The organism is Bradyrhizobium sp. BR2003 (genome assembly GCF_009720285.1).
Lineage (GTDB): Bacteria > Pseudomonadota > Alphaproteobacteria > Rhizobiales > Xanthobacteraceae > Bradyrhizobium > Bradyrhizobium elkanii.
The window spans coordinates 170,588-185,244 of sequence record NZ_SMYJ01000027.1; the positions used below are offsets into that span (position 1 = coordinate 170,588).

The following is a 14,657-nucleotide window of genomic DNA, read 5'->3' on the forward strand; positions in this document are numbered from 1 at the left end:
TGCCACGCCTTGGATGACGCCCGGGCCGTCCCTATAATCGGCCTATGCTTTTGGATTCCTGTACAGAATTGAAGAGATGACCGCTCCGATCGCCATCATCATGGGAAGTCAGTCCGACTGGGAAACCATGCGTCATGCGGCCGAGACGCTGGCTGCGCTCGGTGTGGCCTGCGAAACGCGCATCGTTTCGGCCCACCGCACCCCGGATCGGCTCTATGCCTTTGCCAAGGGCGCCAAGGCTGCCGGCCACAAGGTGATCATTGCCGGTGCCGGCGGCGCCGCCCATTTGCCGGGCATGACCGCCGCGCTGACGGAACTTCCGGTGTTCGGGGTTCCCGTCGAGTCGAAGACGCTGTCGGGCGTCGATTCGCTCTATTCGATCGTGCAGATGCCGGCGGGCGTCCCGGTCGGGACGCTGGCAATCGGCAAGGCCGGCGCGATCAATGCCGCGTTGCTCGCGGCGAGCGTGCTCGCGCTCAACGATCCGGCTCTGTCGGGCCGCCTTGCGGCCTGGCGCAAGCAGCAGACCGACGCGATCGGCGAGCATCCGGAGGGCGCGGCGTGACGGCTTCGAACGGAGTGAAGCTGAAGCCGGGCGACACCATTGGAATCCTCGGCGGCGGACAATTGGGCCGGATGCTGGCGATGGCCGCGGCGCGCCTCGGGCTCCGCTGCCAGGTGTTTTCGCCGGATCCGGACTCCCCGGCGTTCGACGTGGTGCAGAACGCGACCTGCGCGGAATATGCCGACGTCGAGGCGCTCGAACTGTTCGCCAACGACGTCGACGTCGTCACCTATGAATTCGAGAATGTCCCGGCCGCGACCGCGATGGTGCTCGCCGCGCGTCGCCCCGTGCTGCCGGCCTACAAGATCCTGGAGACCACGCAGGACCGGCTGATCGAGAAGGATTTCGTCAGCAAGCTCGGCATCGGCACCGCCGACTACGCCGACGTCTCCTCGGTCGGCACGCTGCGCGCGGCGATCGAGCGCATCGGCCTGCCCGCGGTGATCAAGACCCGCCGCTTCGGCTATGACGGCAAGGGCCAGGCCATCATCCGCGCCGGCGACGACCTCGAGCAGGTCTGGGAGGACCTCGGCACCAAGTCGGCGATCCTCGAGGCCTTCGTACCGTTCGAGCGCGAGATCTCGGTGATTGCGGCCCGCTCCGCGTCCGGCGAAGTCGAATGCTTCGACGTCACCGAGAACGAGCATCGCGACCACATTCTGAAAATTTCCCGCGCACCGGCCGCAATCCCCGACGAGCTTGCCGCGCAGGCGCGCGCGGTCGCCGAAAAGATCGCCTCGGCGCTCGACTATGTCGGCGTGCTCGCGGTGGAGATGTTCGTGGTGCCTGGCAACGGCAGCAAGGCGACGGTGCTGGTCAATGAGATCGCGCCGCGCGTGCACAATTCCGGCCACTGGACGCTCGACGGCGCCTCGATCTCACAGTTCGAGCAGCACATCCGCGCGATTGCCGGCTGGCCGCTGGGCAAGCCGGTGCGCCACGGCGATGTCGTCATGACCAACCTGATCGGCGACGACATCCTGAGCTACGAACAGTGGCTCACCGTTCCCGGCGCCACAGTGCATCTGTACGGCAAGGGCACGCCGCGCCCCGGCCGCAAGATGGGGCACGTCACCGAAGTGACGCCTGCTCGCAAGCCATGATTCACACGCGGCCCGCAAGCCGCCTTCGACAACATCGATGGAAATGGGATCGTGGCAGCCACGATCCAAGAGAGCATCGGTTCCGGTTCAATCAGAACCGATGCTCTGGATTTTTGTTTACGCGTTTTCTTCACGCGAACCGGCGTCCGCTTCGCTCGAAAACGCTCTCGCCGATCACGCCGTCTTCGCGCCGGCGACGATGCCGGCCGGCTCGTCGCTGAGCCATCGGTAGATCACGCCGCCGAGCGCACCGCCGATCAAGGGCGCGACCCAGAACAGCCAGAGCTGCCCCAACGCCCACCCGCCGACGAACAGCGCCGGCCCGGTGCTGCGCGCCGGGTTCACCGACGTATTGGTGACGGGAATGCTGACGAGATGGATCATCACCAGCGCGAGGCCGATCGCGAGCGGCGCGAAGCCGGCAGGCGCCTTGCCATGGGTCGATCCCATGATGATGAACAGGAACATCATGGTCATCACCACCTCGGTGATGAAGCAAACCACCATGCTGTACTGGCCGGGCGAGTGCGCGTCATAGCCGTTGGAGGCGAAGCCCTTGCTGACATCGAAGCCGGGCGCACCGCTCGCGATCACATAGAGCAGCCAGGCCGCGATGATGGCGCCCACGACCTGCGCGATGATGTAGGGCAGCACCTGGCCGCCCGGGAAACGCCCGCCCGCGGCGAGCCCGACCGTCACCGCCGGGTTGAGGTGGCAACCCGAGATATGGCCGATCGCATAGGCCATGGTCACGACGCTCAGCCCGAAGGCCAGTGACACGCCGACCAAGCCGATCCCGACCTGCGGAAAGCCGGCCGCGATCACTGCGCTGCCGCAACCAGCGAATGTGAGCCAGAACGTACCGATGGCCTCGGCAGCGTATTTTTTCATCTCCATCTCGCATCTCCCCTATTTCCAATGTCCGGGTTATCCAAAACGCCGGGAGCGGCCCTCATCTGGACGCCAAACCACCCAAATCAGGGCCGCACAATGGCATTTTCGCCCTATTTCGTGGCTTTACTAGGCCCGAAAGTCACTCGACCGGTGGACATCTGCGCGTTTGTCTGATACATGCGCGCGCCTAGGGTTAAGAGGCAGGCCTTTTGCCGCCCCTTCACCTCGCCAGAATTCCGAACCGATCAATTCAAAAGAGGATGCCGCGTGCAGGTTCTCGTCCGCGATAACAATGTCGACCAAGCCCTGAAGGCGCTGAAGAAGAAGATGCAGCGCGAGGGCATTTTCCGCGAGATGAAGCTCCGCGGTCACTACGAAAAGCCCTCCGAGAAGAAGGCCCGCGAAAAGGCCGAAGCCGTGCGCCGCGCACGCAAGCTGGCGCGCAAGAAGCTGCAGCGCGAAGGCCTGCTGCCGATGAAGCCGAAGCCGGTGTTCGGCGCTGGCCCCGGTGGCGACCGCGGCGGCCGTCCGGGCGGTGCAGGCGCTGGTCGCGGCCCTCGCTGAACCGTTTTGCCGATATGGAAGTCTAACAGCGCGGGCCACGGGCCCGCGTTGTCGTTTTGAAGCACGCCGCGTTCCGGGGTACCCATGCAAAACGACCGGCAAGAGCATTTTGCATGACGGCTGATCCGGTATCCCGCCCGCCCTTTCCAGGACCTGCGCAGCGCCGTTGCGCGCCGCATCTCGTCATCATTGCCGTGGCTCTCGGCCTGCCGCTCGGGGGCTGCTCGTTCGACCTCGGATCATGGGGCTCCTCGGACGACAAGCCGAAGCCGGCTGCCGCCGCCGACAAGCCCGCCGCCGACACCATCACCCCGCAAGACGTCAACAGCGCCAAGGATCACACCGCGCGCGCTCAAATGCTGGCGCGCTCCGGCAAGCTCGACGAGGCGATGGCGGAGTTCGAACAGGCACTGGCGGCCGACCCTTACAATATCCAGGCGCTCTACGGCCGCGCCCTGATCTATCAGGGCCGCGGACAGCATCAGCAGGCGATCGACGATTTCACGGCGGCCAGCGGGCTGTCGCCGCAGAAGGCCGAGCCCCTGGTCGGCCGCGCGACCAGCTACCTCGCGCTCGACAAGGCCAGGCAGGCCGCCAGCGATCTCGACGAGGCCGTGCAGGCCGATCCCGGCAATGTTGCGGCGTGGAGCACGCGCGGCCAGGCCTATGAAAAGCTTGGCGACAAGGCCAAGGCGGCGGCATCCTACAATCGCGCGCTCGCGCTACGGCCAGGCGACGGCAATGCGCGCAGCGGGCTGGCGCGCACCGGCGGCTAGCGCTTGGCGTGAAGACAACCCGTCAGGAACGATCGAGCGGCGCTGCGGCTACTTCGGCAGGACGGCGTGGAACATCGACTTCATGCCGGAGAACATGTCGTCGGTCACCGACGTGCGCTCGTTCTTCTGCGCCGGCATGATCGCCTCGGCGCGCAGGTCGAGAGGGGCCTGCACCACCGGGACCGGAATGTCGGCCGGCGGCGTCAACCGATTCGAGTCCTGGGCATTGGCGGCGTAGGGCGGACGCTGCTGCGCGGATTGATCCGCATTATCGTTGGACGGGTTCGACACCATGATCGGCGGCGGCAACGGCCGGATCGCCGAGGTGGCTGCCGGACGCTGCGCCTCAGGCAGGCGGGCAAGGTCGGTGCGCGTGGCGTCTTGGGACCGCGCTGCCTCCTGCGGACGCTCCTTGCGCAGCCGCTCGATGGCGGCGCGCGCGAGGTCGTTGGCGTCGCGGCTTTCCTCGGGCGTCACGGCAGCCTCGACCGGTGCGGCTGACGTCGCGGGAGCGGCCGGCTGCGGCGCGGCGGGCGTGACCTTCGCGACGGCCTTCGGCGCCGCCGGATGATGGCGGGTGTCGGCGGGGATGCTGGCGGTATCGGCCGGTGCGTCAGGCTTTGCGTCGGTGGATTTGGGCTCGGCCGATTTCTCGGCAGGCTTCTCGGTGACGGTGGCCTTCTCGGACGCCGACCGCTCGATCAGCGTGCGCTCGGACATGCCTTTGGCCTTCACACCGGCTTCGGGGAGGCTGCTAACGACGGTGGCGGGCTTGGCGGTGGCTTTCGGATCTGCCTTGGGATCCACTGCGGCGGTCACGGCTGCGGCTGCCGGCGCCTCCGGCTTGGCCACGATGTAATGATTAACGATGTACGCCCCGATGATGGTCGCTGCCACCGAGGGTAAGATGTCCATCACGAATTTCTTCAGGTAACTCAGCATGACCTGCCACTCCCCACCCCGGTATTACATGCTGGAACTTTGAGGCACATTCAGGGATCAACTGCGTCGGATCGGTGGCAAACCCCCGTTCCGACGTCACCTTTGGTGTCGCTTTGGTTTCAGCCGGAGGCGCCCCCTGCGCAGGCCGCATCCGCCTGCTAGATCATCGCGCAGCCGTTAACGGCTTATGAATTTCCACAGCCGCGCCGGCTCGGACCTGCCATTCGGCGGGTGCAGGGTTGCTTGCAGGGGTCCTGCAGGGTTCTTGCGCCGCGTCAGGGCTTGAGTTCGACCTCGAGGAACACGATCTCGCTGGCCGTCTCGTTGAGCACGTCGTGCTGGACCCCGGCCTTGCGGAAATAGGATTTGCCGGCTCCGAGCTGCGCCTTCGAGCGCTCGCCGTTCGGCGCCACGATCGTCATCTCGCCAGCCGTGATCGGAACGATGACATAGTCCATCTCATGGGTGTGGTGGCCGGTGGCGCTGCCCGGCGCGAGGCGCCATTCGGTCACGCGGACCTCCGCAGTATCCACCTGCACATCCGATTTGGCGCTGAGCATCGTCATTCTCTCCAGGTTTCTCGTTTGAGCGGATCGTGCTCTACGGCACGAAAACCATGAACACGAACACCGCGAACACCACCATGTGAACCAGCCCGAACAGGATGTTGGTGCGGCCGGTTCCGAAGGTGAGCATGCTGACCATGAAGGTCAGCAGCAGGATCAGCATATGCTGGTTGCTGAGCCCGAGCACCAGCTGCTTGTCGAGCACAGAGGCGGCAACCGCCACCGCCGGAACCGTGAGCCCGATGGTGGCGATCGAGGAGCCGAGCGCGAGGTTGATGCTCTTCTGCAGGTCGTTCTTGCGCGCTGCCGACACCGCGGCGACGCTCTCCGGCAACAGGATCAGGGCCGCCACCACCAGGCCGGCAAAGGCCGGCGGCGCGCCGATCTTGACGGTGACGACATCGACCACCAGCGAGAATTTCTTCGCCAGCAACACCACCGCCAGCAACGAGATCAGCAGCAGCGCAACGCTGATCGCCGTCATGCGGTCCGACATCACCTCGCCATGCGCCGCCGCCTCGTTGGCGCCGCTGACGAAATAATCGCGGTGGCGGATGGTCTGGGTGTAGAGGAACACCGCATAGAGCAGCAGGGTCACGACGCTGATCACGGCAAGCTGGGCCGTGGAATAGATCGGGCCCGGTGCCGTGAGCGTGAAATTCGGCATGTCGAGCGTGATGGTCGCGAGCACGAACAGCACGCTGAGGTAAAGGTTGGCGCCGGTGATCTGGAAATCCTGCTCGCGGTAGCGGATGCCGCCGATGAAGATGCAGAGCCCGACCAGGCCGTTGCAGACGATCATCACCACCGCAAACACGGTGTCGCGCGCCAAGGTCGGCGCCGGCGTGTCGCCCAGCATGATGGTCGAGATCAGCGCCACCTCGATGATCGTCACCGCGAGCGTCAGCAGCAATGTGCCGAACGGCTCGCCGATCCGCTCGGCGATCATCTCGGCATGATGGACGGCCGCGAACACGGTGCCGAACAGAATGACCAGCAGCACCGCCGCAAACACCCAGCCCCCGGCCGACGGCGCGAAGCCGTAGCCGGTGGCCGTGACCACAGCAAACAGCAGCACCGCCAGAACGGGATACAGCCAGGCCGACCGCGGCATCGGTCCGTGTGCGCTCATCGTGGGGGTCCCCTCACTTCCGTGGCGCGATTATGCGACAGACAATCGCCGCCGTCAGCCTCTTGCGGCATCGATAAACCGCCGCGCCGTCGCCATCGCACCGAAATCGTCGAGATTGTCGTGCCCGCCACCGGGCAGTCGCACGAATTGCTTGGGCTCATGGGCGAGGCCGAACAGGCGCTCGCCGAAGCGGATCGGGATCATCGGATCGTCGGTGCCATGCAAGATCAGGAGCGGCGCCTTGACCTGCGCGATGAGCCGGTCGGAGTGGAATTGATCGCGCATCAGGAGGCTGACCGGCACATACCAGAAATGCGCGCCGGCGACGTCAGCCGTCGACGTGTACGGCGCCTCCAGGATCAGCTTGCCGAGCGGATGTTCGGCGGCGAGCGCAACCGCAACGCCCGTGCCGAGGGAGAATCCCCAGGCCACGATCTGCTCGGCGCGGTAGCGCGCGGTGGCGAAGGCGTAAGCCGCCGCGGCGTCCTGCAGCAGTCCCTGCTCGCTCGGAGACCCGCTCGACCCTGCGTAACCGCGAAAGGACAGCGCCACCAACCCGGTACCGTCGGCCGTGATGGCCTTGAAGCGCGCCACGCGCCCAGCAAGGAAATCGCCATTGCCATGGAAGAACAGCACGACGGGCCGGCCCGGCTTCGCCGGCACGTGCCAGACGATGACCTTCTCGTCGTCGCCGGTGGTCAGGACATGTTCTTCCGCTTCGGGAAGGCCGGCGGCCGCGGGCGCAGTCCGTCCGACCGGCGGGATCGGAAACAACAGTTCGCGCTGCTTGACATACAGCGCCACGAGTCCGCCGAGATAGACGACGAACGCGGCGGACAGGAGCCCTTTCAGGATTGCGAGTGCCAGCGCCATCACCGGTGGCCGCGGCTATTTACGGCGGCCGAGCTTGCGCAGCTTCTCGACGTCCACCTTGATGCTGTCGGGGACCGGCCGGCACGCGCACGCCGCCGCATGCGCGACCTGCCACTTGATGCGCTGCTCGCGCGTTGCCCGGGGCGGCATGCGATGCGTTCGATGCCACTCCCGGTTCAGCGTCATCGCTACCGCCTTACATCGCCTTGACGATGTTCTCGGTGACCTTCTTGGCGTCACCGAGCAACATCATGGTGTTGTCCCGGTAGAACAGCGGGTTGTCGATGCCGGCATAGCCCGAGGCGAGCGAGCGCTTGATGAACATCACGGTGCCGGCCTTCCAGACCTGCAGCACCGGCATGCCGTAGATCGGCGAGGTCTTGTCCTCTTCCGCCGCCGGGTTGGTGACGTCATTGGCGCCGATCACGAAGGCGATGTCGGCCTGGGCGAACTCCGAGTTGATATCCTCGAGCTCGAACACCTCGTCATAGGGCACGTTGGCCTCGGCCAGCAGCACGTTCATGTGGCCGGGCATGCGGCCCGCGACCGGGTGAATGGCGTATTTCACCTCGACGCCTTCCTTCTTCAGGATGTCGGCCATCTCGCGCAGCGCGTGCTGGGCCTGCGCCACCGCCATGCCGTAGCCGGGCACGATGATGACCTTGGAGGCGTTCTTCATGATGAAGGCGGCATCGTCCGCCGAGCCGAGCTTGGCGGGCTTCTGCTCGCCCGAGCCGCCACCGGCAGCCGCCGTCTCGCCGCCGAAGCCGCCGAGGATCACCGAGATGAACGAGCGGTTCATCGCGTGGCACATGATGTAGGACAGGATCGCGCCGGAGGAGCCGACCAGCGCGCCGGTGATGATCAGTGCCGAATTGCCGAGCGTGAAGCCGATGCCGGCCGCGGCCCAGCCGGAATACGAGTTCAGCATCGAGATCACGACCGGCATGTCGGCGCCGCCGATCGGGATGATCATCAAGACGCCGAGCGCCAGCGCGATGATGGTGATGAGCCAGAAGTCGAGCGCGCTGCCGCTCATCACGAGGCCGACGATGAAGAACACCAGCGCCAGCGCCAGCACGATGTTGATGACGTGGCGGAACGGCAGGATGATCGGCGCGCCGCTCATCCGTGCCGACAGCTTCAGGAACGCGATCACCGAGCCGGTGAAGGTCAGCGCGCCGATCGCGACGCCGAGCGACATCTCGACCAGGCTCTGCGGATGGATGTTGCCGGGCGTGCCGATGTCGAACGCCTCGGGCGCATAGAACGCACCGGCTGCGACCAGCACCGCGGCCATGCCGACCAGCGAATGGAATGCGGCGACCAGCTCGGGCATCGAGGTCATCGGCACCCGGCGCGCGATGACGGCGCCGATGCCGCCGCCGATCGCGACCGCGAGGATGACCAGCACCCAGGCCACGCCGTCGGCCGGCGGATGGCTCGCCAGCGTGGTGCCGACGGCGATCGCCATGCCGATCATGCCGAACATGTTGCCCTGGCGCGACGACGCCGGGCTCGACAGGCCGCGCAGCGACAGGATGAACAGCACCCCCGCCACGAGATACAACAGTGCAGAGAGATTGGCGCTCATCTCAGGTCCCCCAAAATCCTCATCACCCCGAGGTGATTGCCGCTCACTTGGCTTTCTTCTTGTACATCGCGAGCATGCGCTGGGTGACCAGGAAGCCGCCGAAGATGTTCACGCAGGCGAAGGTCAGCGCGACGAAGCCGAAGCCGCGGGCCCAGCCCGAACCGCTCGAGACCATGCCGACGCCGACCGCGAGCAGCGCGCCGACCACGATCACCGAGGAGATCGCGTTGGTCACGCTCATCAGCGGCGTATGCAGCGCCGGGGTCACCGACCACACGACGAAATAGCCGACAAACACGGCGAGGACGAAAATCGACAGCCGGAACACGAACGGATCGACGGCCTGCGCGAGATGCTCCATGGCTTCTCTCCTTACTTCGGCTGGAAGTTGGGATGGATGACGGCGCCGTCCTTGGTCAGCGCGGTGGCCTTCACCAGCTCGTCGTCCCAATTGACCGCGAGCGCCTTGTTGGCCTTGTCGACCATCGTCTCGATGAACGAGAAAAGGTTACGCGCGTAGAGCCCCGAGGCCGACGCCGCGACGCGGCCGGCGACGTTGGTGTAGCCGACGATCTTGATGCCGTCGGTCTCGACCACTTCACCGGGCCTCGCGCCCTCGACGTTGCCGCCGCGCTCGACCGCGAGATCGACCAGCACCGAACCCGGCTTCATCGATTTCACCATCTCGCCGGTGACGAGCTTCGGCGCCGGACGGCCCGGGATCAGCGCGGTCGTGATCACGATGTCCTGCTTCTTGATGTGCTCGGCGGTCAGCGCGGCCTGCTTGGCCTGGTACTCCTTGGACATTTCCTTGGCGTAGCCGCCGGCGGTCTGCGCGTTCTTGAATTCCTCGTCCTCGACGGCGAGGAATTTCGCGCCGAGCGATTCGACCTGTTCCTTGGTGGCCGGGCGCACGTCGGTCGCGGTGACGACGGCCCCGAGCCGCCGCGCGGTCGCGATCGCCTGCAGGCCGGCGACACCGACGCCCATCACGAACACCTTCGCGGCCGGAACGGTGCCGGCGGCGGTCATCATCATCGGGAAGGCGCGGCCAAAGGCCTCGGCGCCCTCGATCACCGCGCGGTAGCCGGCCAGATTGGCCTGCGAGGACAAGACGTCCATCACCTGCGCGCGGGTGATGCGCGGCATCAATTCCATTGCGAAGGCGGACACGCCGGCATCGGCCATCGCCTTCAGCGCGACCTCGTTGCCGTAGGGATCCATGATCGCGATGACCAGCGCGCCGCGCTTGTATTTGGAGAGTTCGGAAGCTTCCGGCCGCTTCACCTTGATGATGATGTCGGCGTCCTTGAGCGCGTCCGCGCTGACGGTGGCGCCCACCGCGGTGAACTCCGAATCGGGAAGGCCCGACTTGATGCCCGCACCCGGCTCGACCGCGACCTCAGCGCCGAGTGCCTTGAACTTCTTCACGGTATCGGGCGAGGCCGCAACCCGCGGCTCGGACGGATCAATTTCCTTGGCAACGGCAATCTTCATGGGCCCTCCGGCGGCGCGAGTGGCGCACGCGTCTTCAAACTAGCGTTATTTTCGCCAGATTTGGATACCCGGTTTTTACATCCGGATTCGACAGGAATTCCGGCACCGCCGCGGGACGGCGGCGCCGCTAGCCGATCTCAAGGATCAGACCAGGAAATAGGCCATCAGGGCGAGAATAATGGCGACGCTGATGGTGCCCCATTTGACCAACATGATAAACCCTTCATAGGTCTGCTCATGCGCCACGTAATCGTTGCCGTCGGCGGTCGTGTAGGCCACTTCGCTATGGTCTGCCATCGCTGTCCCCAGTCAGAAATTCGCGTTCCTCCGCGAGCCATTACCGCAAACGGGTAGGCAGGGCAACGGCGCGGTCCCGATCGGGCGATTTGAAGCGCAAATCGTCCCCGATCCGGCCCGGCCGCGGCCGGGCCGGATTGATCTCCGAAGCGCCGGCGCCAAGGAAAGATAAGGAAAGATAAGGAAAGATCGTGCCGTCCGGCGCAAAAAGGCCGGCTTCAGCCCCCGGGACAGCGGATGGGCCTCAGCCCATCGCTTCCAGCTCGTCGATCATGCCGGCGATGACGGACAGGCCGCCGTCCCAGAATTTGGGGTCCTTGGCATCGAGCCCGAACGGCCGCAGCAGCTCGGAGTAGTGCTTGGTGCCGCCGGCAGCGAGCATGTCGAGATAGCGCTCGGCAAAGCCTTCGGACGCGTGCTCATAGACCGCATAGAGCGAGTTCACGAGGCAATCGCCGAACGCATAGGCATAGACGTAGAACGGCGAGTGGATGAAGTGCGGAATATACATCCAGAACGTCTCGTAGCCCGGCTTGATCTCGATCGCCGGCCCCAGGCTCTCGCCCTGCACGCTGAGCCAGATCTGGCCGATCCGCTCGGCGGTGAGTTCGCCGTTCTTGCGCTCGGTATGAACCGCGCGCTCGAATGAATAGAACGCGATCTGCCGCACCACGGTATTGATCATGTCCTCGACCTTGCCCGCGAGCAGCGCCTGGCGCTGCTTGGCGTTCCTGGTCTGGGACAATAGCCGCTTGAAGGTCAGCATCTCGCCGAACACGCTTGCGGTTTCCGCCAGCGTCAGCGGCGTCGGCGCCATCAGCGCGCCGTTCTTTGCCGCCAGCACCTGATGGACGCCATGACCGAGCTCATGCGCCAGTGTCATCACGTCGCGCGGCTTGCCCTGATAGTTCATCAGCACATAGGGATGCGCCGACGGCGTGGTCGGATGCGAGAACGCACCGGGCGCCTTGCCGGGACGAACCGGCGCATCGATCCAGCGATCGTCGAAGAAGCGCTCCGCGATCTCCGCCATCTTGGGCGAGAAGCCGCTATAGGCCGACAGCACCATGTTGCGCGCCTCGGGCCAGGCGATCGTGCCTGACGCCGCGAACGGCAGCGGGGCGTTGCGGTCCCAGTGCGGCAGCTTCTTCTTTTTGAACCAGCCGGCCTTCAGCGCGTAATAGCGGTGCGACAGCTTCGGATAGGCCGCGCGCACCGAGGCGACCAGCGCATCGACCACCTCGCGCTCGACGCGGTTGTTGAGATGGCGGGAGTCCGCGACATCCTGGAAGCCGCGCCAGCGGTCGGAGATTTCCTTGTCCTTGGCGAGCGTGTTGGTGATCAGCGCGAAGCTGCGCTCATTGTCCTTGAAGGTCTTGGCAAGCGCCTGCGCGGCAGCCCTGCGCTTGTCCCCCGCCTTGTCCTGCAGCAGGTTCAGCGTCGGCTCGATCGCGAGCTCCTTGCCGCCGACCTTGAAACGCAGGCCGGAGATGGTCTGGTCGAACAGCCGGTTCCAGGCCGCGTAGCCGCTTTGCGCCTTTTCGTGGAACAGCTGCTCGACGCGATCCTCGAGCTGGTACGGCTTGTCCTTGCGCAGATCCTCGATCCACGGCCGGTAATGGCCGAGTTCGGGTTCGGCCATCGCGCGCTCGATCACGTCATCGTCGACCCGATTGAGCTCGAGCGAGAAGAACAACAGATGTACCGACGCGGCGGTCAGCCGCTCGGAAATATCGCCGTAGAATTTCGAGATCGCGGGATCGACGCTGTCGCCGGCATGGACGAGGCCGGCGTAAGAGCCGAGACGGCCAGCCAGATCGTCGATCGCCTCATAGCGCCGGATCGCCTCGGCCAGCCACTTTCCGCCGCCCTCTTTGGCGGTATTTTCGGCAAGCTTGCCCTTGTAGTCGGTCTCAAACGCGACGCAATCTGCGTCCATTTTCTGCAAGTCGCGTGCGACCTCCGGCGCATCGATACCGGAGTAGAGATCTGCCAGATTCCATTCCGGAAGCTTGCCGGTCTTGCTGGCTGCCTTTTTTGCCGCCGGGCCGCTTGCAGACGATTTGCGTTGCGCCGCCGTCTTGCGCAGCGCGGCTTCCTTGCGGAGAGCGGGCTTGCTGAGGGCAGACTTGTTGGATGCAGTTTTGGAGCGCGAGGTCATCTTGTTCGTAACCTTGGTTCAGTCGGAAAGATGTCGGCGGCGGCGGAATGAATGCGGGTTTGCAACATTTAAGAGTGCGTTAATCGGCATCGGCGACATTGCCCCGATTCGAGACAAATAAACGTAGCGTGCGGGGAAAACCATGGCTGCCACCATTTTGATCGCCGATGACGACGCAGTACAGCGCCGTTTGGTTGAAAACATGGTGCAGAAGTGCGGCTATGAGCCCCTCGTCGTGGACAGTGGCGACGCGGCGATCGCGGCCCTGACCGCATCCGAGACGCAGGCGATTGACGCCGTCGTGCTCGACCTCGTGATGCCGGGGCTCGACGGTCTCGGAGTCCTCGCAAAAATTCGTGAAGCTGGTTTGACCGTCCCGGTCATCGTGCAGACCGCGCATGGCGGCATCGACAATGTCGTGTCGGCGATGCGCGCCGGCGCCCAGGATTTCGTCGTCAAGCCGGTCGGCTTCGAGCGACTGCAGGTTTCCCTGCGCAACGCCCTCAACGCCTCGGCGCTGAAGGGCGAATTGCAGCGGATCCGCCACAGCCGCGAGGGCCGGCTGACCTTCTCCGACATCATCACCCGCAGCGAGGCGATGGCCGGGGTGCTGCGCACCGCGCAAAAGGCCGCGTCCTCGACGATCCCGGTGCTGATCGAGGGTGAATCCGGCGTCGGCAAGGAACTGTTCGCGCGTGCCATTCATGGCAGCGGCGAGCGCAAGGCCAGGCCGTTCGTTGCGGTGAATTGCGGCGCGATCCCGGACAATCTCGTCGAATCGATCCTGTTCGGCCACGAGAAGGGCGCCTTCACCGGCGCCACCGAGCGCCATCAGGGCAAGTTCGTCGAAGCGCATGGCGGCACGCTGTTCCTCGACGAGGTCGGTGAATTGCCGCTGGCCACGCAGGTGAAATTGCTGCGCGCGCTGCAGGAAGGCACCGTCGAGGCGGTCGGCGGCCGCAAGCCGGTCAAGGTCGATGTTCGGATCATCTCAGCGACCAACCGCAAGCTGCTCGATCTCGTGAAAGGCGGTCAGTTCCGCGAGGACCTGTTCTATCGCCTGCACGTGCTGCCGCTGACCATTCCGGCGCTGCGACAGCGGCGCGAAGACATCCCGCATCTGTTGCGGCATTTCCTGGCGCGGTTCTGCGCCGAGGAAAACCGCAACATCACCGGCATCAGCGGCGAGGCGATGGCCCACCTCTCGCAGCTCGACTGGCCGGGCAATATCCGCCAGCTCGAGAACACGGTGTATCGCGCCGTGGTGATGAGCGACGGCGACCAGCTCGGGCTCGCCGATTTCCCGCAAGGAACGGCACATCCGGTAGCTGAGGGCAAATCGCTGCCGGGCGAACCGCTGGTGGTGTCGCCTTCAACGGCGCCCGCCATGATTTCCGGTAACGAAATACCGGTTGCCGTCTCGCTACCCACCGCCGGCGGCCTCGCCATGCTCAATGCCGCGGGCGAGGTGCGCCCCCTAGAAGATCTCGAGAACGAGATCATCCGCTTCGCGATTTCGCATTACCGCGGACAGATGTCGGAGGTCGCGCGCCGCCTCAAGATCGGCCGCTCGACGCTCTATCGCAAGCTCGACGAAGCTGCGGCCGGCGCACGCGCAAGCGACGCCACTTAGCCCTCAAGACCGACAGGGCCATACCAGGGAACCTTTTGAACCGTGTCGTGGCGGTGACAG

General features: G+C 65.2%; 16 protein-coding genes. 5 read left to right on the forward strand and 11 right to left on the reverse strand.

Translation table 11 applies throughout. The features are described from left to right. Positions 1 to 76 precede the first annotated feature (76 nt). Together purE and E2I15_RS22215 are read left to right on the forward strand one after the other, a co-directional pair. Positions 77 to 565, forward strand: a complete 489-nt coding sequence (gene purE / locus E2I15_RS22210) for a 5-(carboxyamino)imidazole ribonucleotide mutase (protein ID WP_137478978.1) — start codon at positions 77 to 79, stop codon at positions 563 to 565. Next, complete coding sequence (locus E2I15_RS22215) at positions 562 to 1,668, forward strand: 5-(carboxyamino)imidazole ribonucleotide synthase (RefSeq protein WP_137478977.1); 1,107 nt, start codon at positions 562 to 564, stop codon at positions 1,666 to 1,668. Before purE ends, E2I15_RS22215 begins: the two co-directional genes overlap by 4 nt. A 174-nt stretch (positions 1,669 to 1,842) precedes the next feature. Here E2I15_RS22215 and aqpZ read toward each other — a convergent pair whose 3' ends face one another. Beyond that, positions 1,843 to 2,565, reverse strand: a complete 723-nt coding sequence (gene aqpZ, locus E2I15_RS22220; protein ID WP_137478976.1) for an aquaporin Z — start codon at positions 2,563 to 2,565, stop codon at positions 1,843 to 1,845. 264 nt (positions 2,566 to 2,829) lie between these two features. Between aqpZ and rpsU the strand changes: the two genes are divergently transcribed. Both rpsU and E2I15_RS22230 read left to right on the forward strand, forming a co-directional pair. Further along, on the forward strand, positions 2,830 to 3,126 hold the full coding sequence (rpsU, locus tag E2I15_RS22225) for a 30S ribosomal protein S21 (protein WP_021078544.1): 297 nt from the start codon (positions 2,830 to 2,832) through the stop codon (positions 3,124 to 3,126). 113 nt (positions 3,127 to 3,239) lie between these two features. Next, complete coding sequence (locus E2I15_RS22230; RefSeq protein ID WP_137478975.1) at positions 3,240 to 3,902, forward strand: tetratricopeptide repeat protein; 663 nt, start codon at positions 3,240 to 3,242, stop codon at positions 3,900 to 3,902. A gap of 48 nt (positions 3,903 to 3,950) precedes the next feature. Here E2I15_RS22230 and E2I15_RS22235 read toward each other — a convergent pair whose 3' ends face one another. The 10 genes from E2I15_RS22235 to E2I15_RS22275 form a co-directional block, all read right to left on the reverse strand. After that, the gene (locus tag E2I15_RS22235; protein WP_137478974.1) at positions 3,951 to 4,844 is read right to left on the reverse strand and encodes a hypothetical protein; all 894 of its coding nucleotides are present in this window, start codon (positions 4,842 to 4,844) and stop codon (positions 3,951 to 3,953) included. 275 nt (positions 4,845 to 5,119) lie between these two features. Then, entirely contained in the window at positions 5,120 to 5,404 is a 285-nt protein-coding gene (locus E2I15_RS22240) for a cupin domain-containing protein (protein WP_028340624.1), read from the reverse strand. Positions 5,405 to 5,444: 40 nt separating this feature from the next. Beyond that, positions 5,445 to 6,542, reverse strand: a complete 1,098-nt coding sequence (locus E2I15_RS22245; protein WP_137478973.1) for a calcium:cation antiporter — start codon at positions 6,540 to 6,542, stop codon at positions 5,445 to 5,447. A gap of 54 nt (positions 6,543 to 6,596) precedes the next feature. Further along, positions 6,597 to 7,415 (reverse strand): alpha/beta hydrolase, encoded by an 819-nt coding sequence (locus tag E2I15_RS22250; RefSeq protein WP_170991520.1) that lies wholly within the window; start codon positions 7,413 to 7,415, stop codon positions 6,597 to 6,599. A 15-nt stretch (positions 7,416 to 7,430) separates the two neighbouring features. Then, a complete protein-coding gene (locus tag E2I15_RS38840; RefSeq protein ID WP_170991519.1) occupies positions 7,431 to 7,601 on the reverse strand; it encodes a hypothetical protein in 171 nt (56 codons plus the stop codon). A gap of 10 nt (positions 7,602 to 7,611) precedes the next feature. Next, complete coding sequence (locus E2I15_RS22255; protein ID WP_018268744.1) at positions 7,612 to 9,009, reverse strand: NAD(P)(+) transhydrogenase (Re/Si-specific) subunit beta; 1,398 nt, start codon at positions 9,007 to 9,009, stop codon at positions 7,612 to 7,614. A 43-nt stretch (positions 9,010 to 9,052) separates the two neighbouring features. Further along, the gene (locus tag E2I15_RS22260; RefSeq protein WP_137478972.1) at positions 9,053 to 9,370 is read right to left on the reverse strand and encodes a proton-translocating transhydrogenase family protein; all 318 of its coding nucleotides are present in this window, start codon (positions 9,368 to 9,370) and stop codon (positions 9,053 to 9,055) included. A gap of 11 nt (positions 9,371 to 9,381) precedes the next feature. Further along, positions 9,382 to 10,506, reverse strand: coding sequence for a Re/Si-specific NAD(P)(+) transhydrogenase subunit alpha (locus E2I15_RS22265; protein WP_137478971.1), 1,125 nt, complete (start codon positions 10,504 to 10,506; stop codon positions 9,382 to 9,384). Between the two features lie 144 nt (positions 10,507 to 10,650). After that, the gene (locus E2I15_RS22270; protein ID WP_016841611.1) at positions 10,651 to 10,803 is read right to left on the reverse strand and encodes an aa3-type cytochrome c oxidase subunit IV; all 153 of its coding nucleotides are present in this window, start codon (positions 10,801 to 10,803) and stop codon (positions 10,651 to 10,653) included. Positions 10,804 to 11,047: 244 nt separating this feature from the next. Beyond that, positions 11,048 to 12,964: a M3 family oligoendopeptidase gene (locus E2I15_RS22275; protein ID WP_137478970.1), complete on the reverse strand. Its 1,917-nt coding sequence runs from the start codon at positions 12,962 to 12,964 to the stop codon at positions 11,048 to 11,050. Positions 12,965 to 13,106: 142 nt separating this feature from the next. Here E2I15_RS22275 and E2I15_RS22280 point away from each other — a divergent pair, with 142 nt between their 5' ends. Next, entirely contained in the window at positions 13,107 to 14,597 is a 1,491-nt protein-coding gene (locus E2I15_RS22280; RefSeq protein ID WP_137478969.1) for a sigma-54-dependent transcriptional regulator, read from the forward strand. Positions 14,598 to 14,657: the final 60 nt, after the last annotated feature.

Bases quoted from the DNA above. Each gene is read 5' to 3' on its own strand.
- E2I15_RS22275 (WP_137478970.1), bottom strand. From the start codon at position 12,964: ATGACCTCGCGCTCCAAAACTGCATCCAACAAGTCTGCCCTCAGCAAG.
- E2I15_RS22245 (WP_137478973.1), bottom strand. From the start codon at position 6,542: ATGAGCGCACACGGACCGATGCCGCGGTCGGCCTGGCTGTATCCCGTT.
- E2I15_RS22235 (WP_137478974.1), bottom strand. From the start codon at position 4,844: ATGCTGAGTTACCTGAAGAAATTCGTGATGGACATCTTACCCTCGGTG.
- E2I15_RS22250 (WP_170991520.1), bottom strand. From the start codon at position 7,415: ATGGCGCTGGCACTCGCAATCCTGAAAGGGCTCCTGTCCGCCGCGTTC.
- E2I15_RS22255 (WP_018268744.1), bottom strand. From the start codon at position 9,009: ATGAGCGCCAATCTCTCTGCACTGTTGTATCTCGTGGCGGGGGTGCTG.
- E2I15_RS22240 (WP_028340624.1), bottom strand. From the start codon at position 5,404: ATGCTCAGCGCCAAATCGGATGTGCAGGTGGATACTGCGGAGGTCCGC.
- E2I15_RS22265 (WP_137478971.1), bottom strand. From the start codon at position 10,506: ATGAAGATTGCCGTTGCCAAGGAAATTGATCCGTCCGAGCCGCGGGTT.
- purE (WP_137478978.1), top strand. From the start codon at position 77: ATGACCGCTCCGATCGCCATCATCATGGGAAGTCAGTCCGACTGGGAA.
- aqpZ (WP_137478976.1), bottom strand. From the start codon at position 2,565: ATGGAGATGAAAAAATACGCTGCCGAGGCCATCGGTACGTTCTGGCTC.
- E2I15_RS22280 (WP_137478969.1), top strand. From the start codon at position 13,107: ATGGCTGCCACCATTTTGATCGCCGATGACGACGCAGTACAGCGCCGT.
- E2I15_RS22260 (WP_137478972.1), bottom strand. From the start codon at position 9,370: ATGGAGCATCTCGCGCAGGCCGTCGATCCGTTCGTGTTCCGGCTGTCG.
- E2I15_RS22270 (WP_016841611.1), bottom strand. From the start codon at position 10,803: ATGGCAGACCATAGCGAAGTGGCCTACACGACCGCCGACGGCAACGAT.
- E2I15_RS22230 (WP_137478975.1), top strand. From the start codon at position 3,240: ATGACGGCTGATCCGGTATCCCGCCCGCCCTTTCCAGGACCTGCGCAG.
- E2I15_RS38840 (WP_170991519.1), bottom strand. From the start codon at position 7,601: ATGACGCTGAACCGGGAGTGGCATCGAACGCATCGCATGCCGCCCCGG.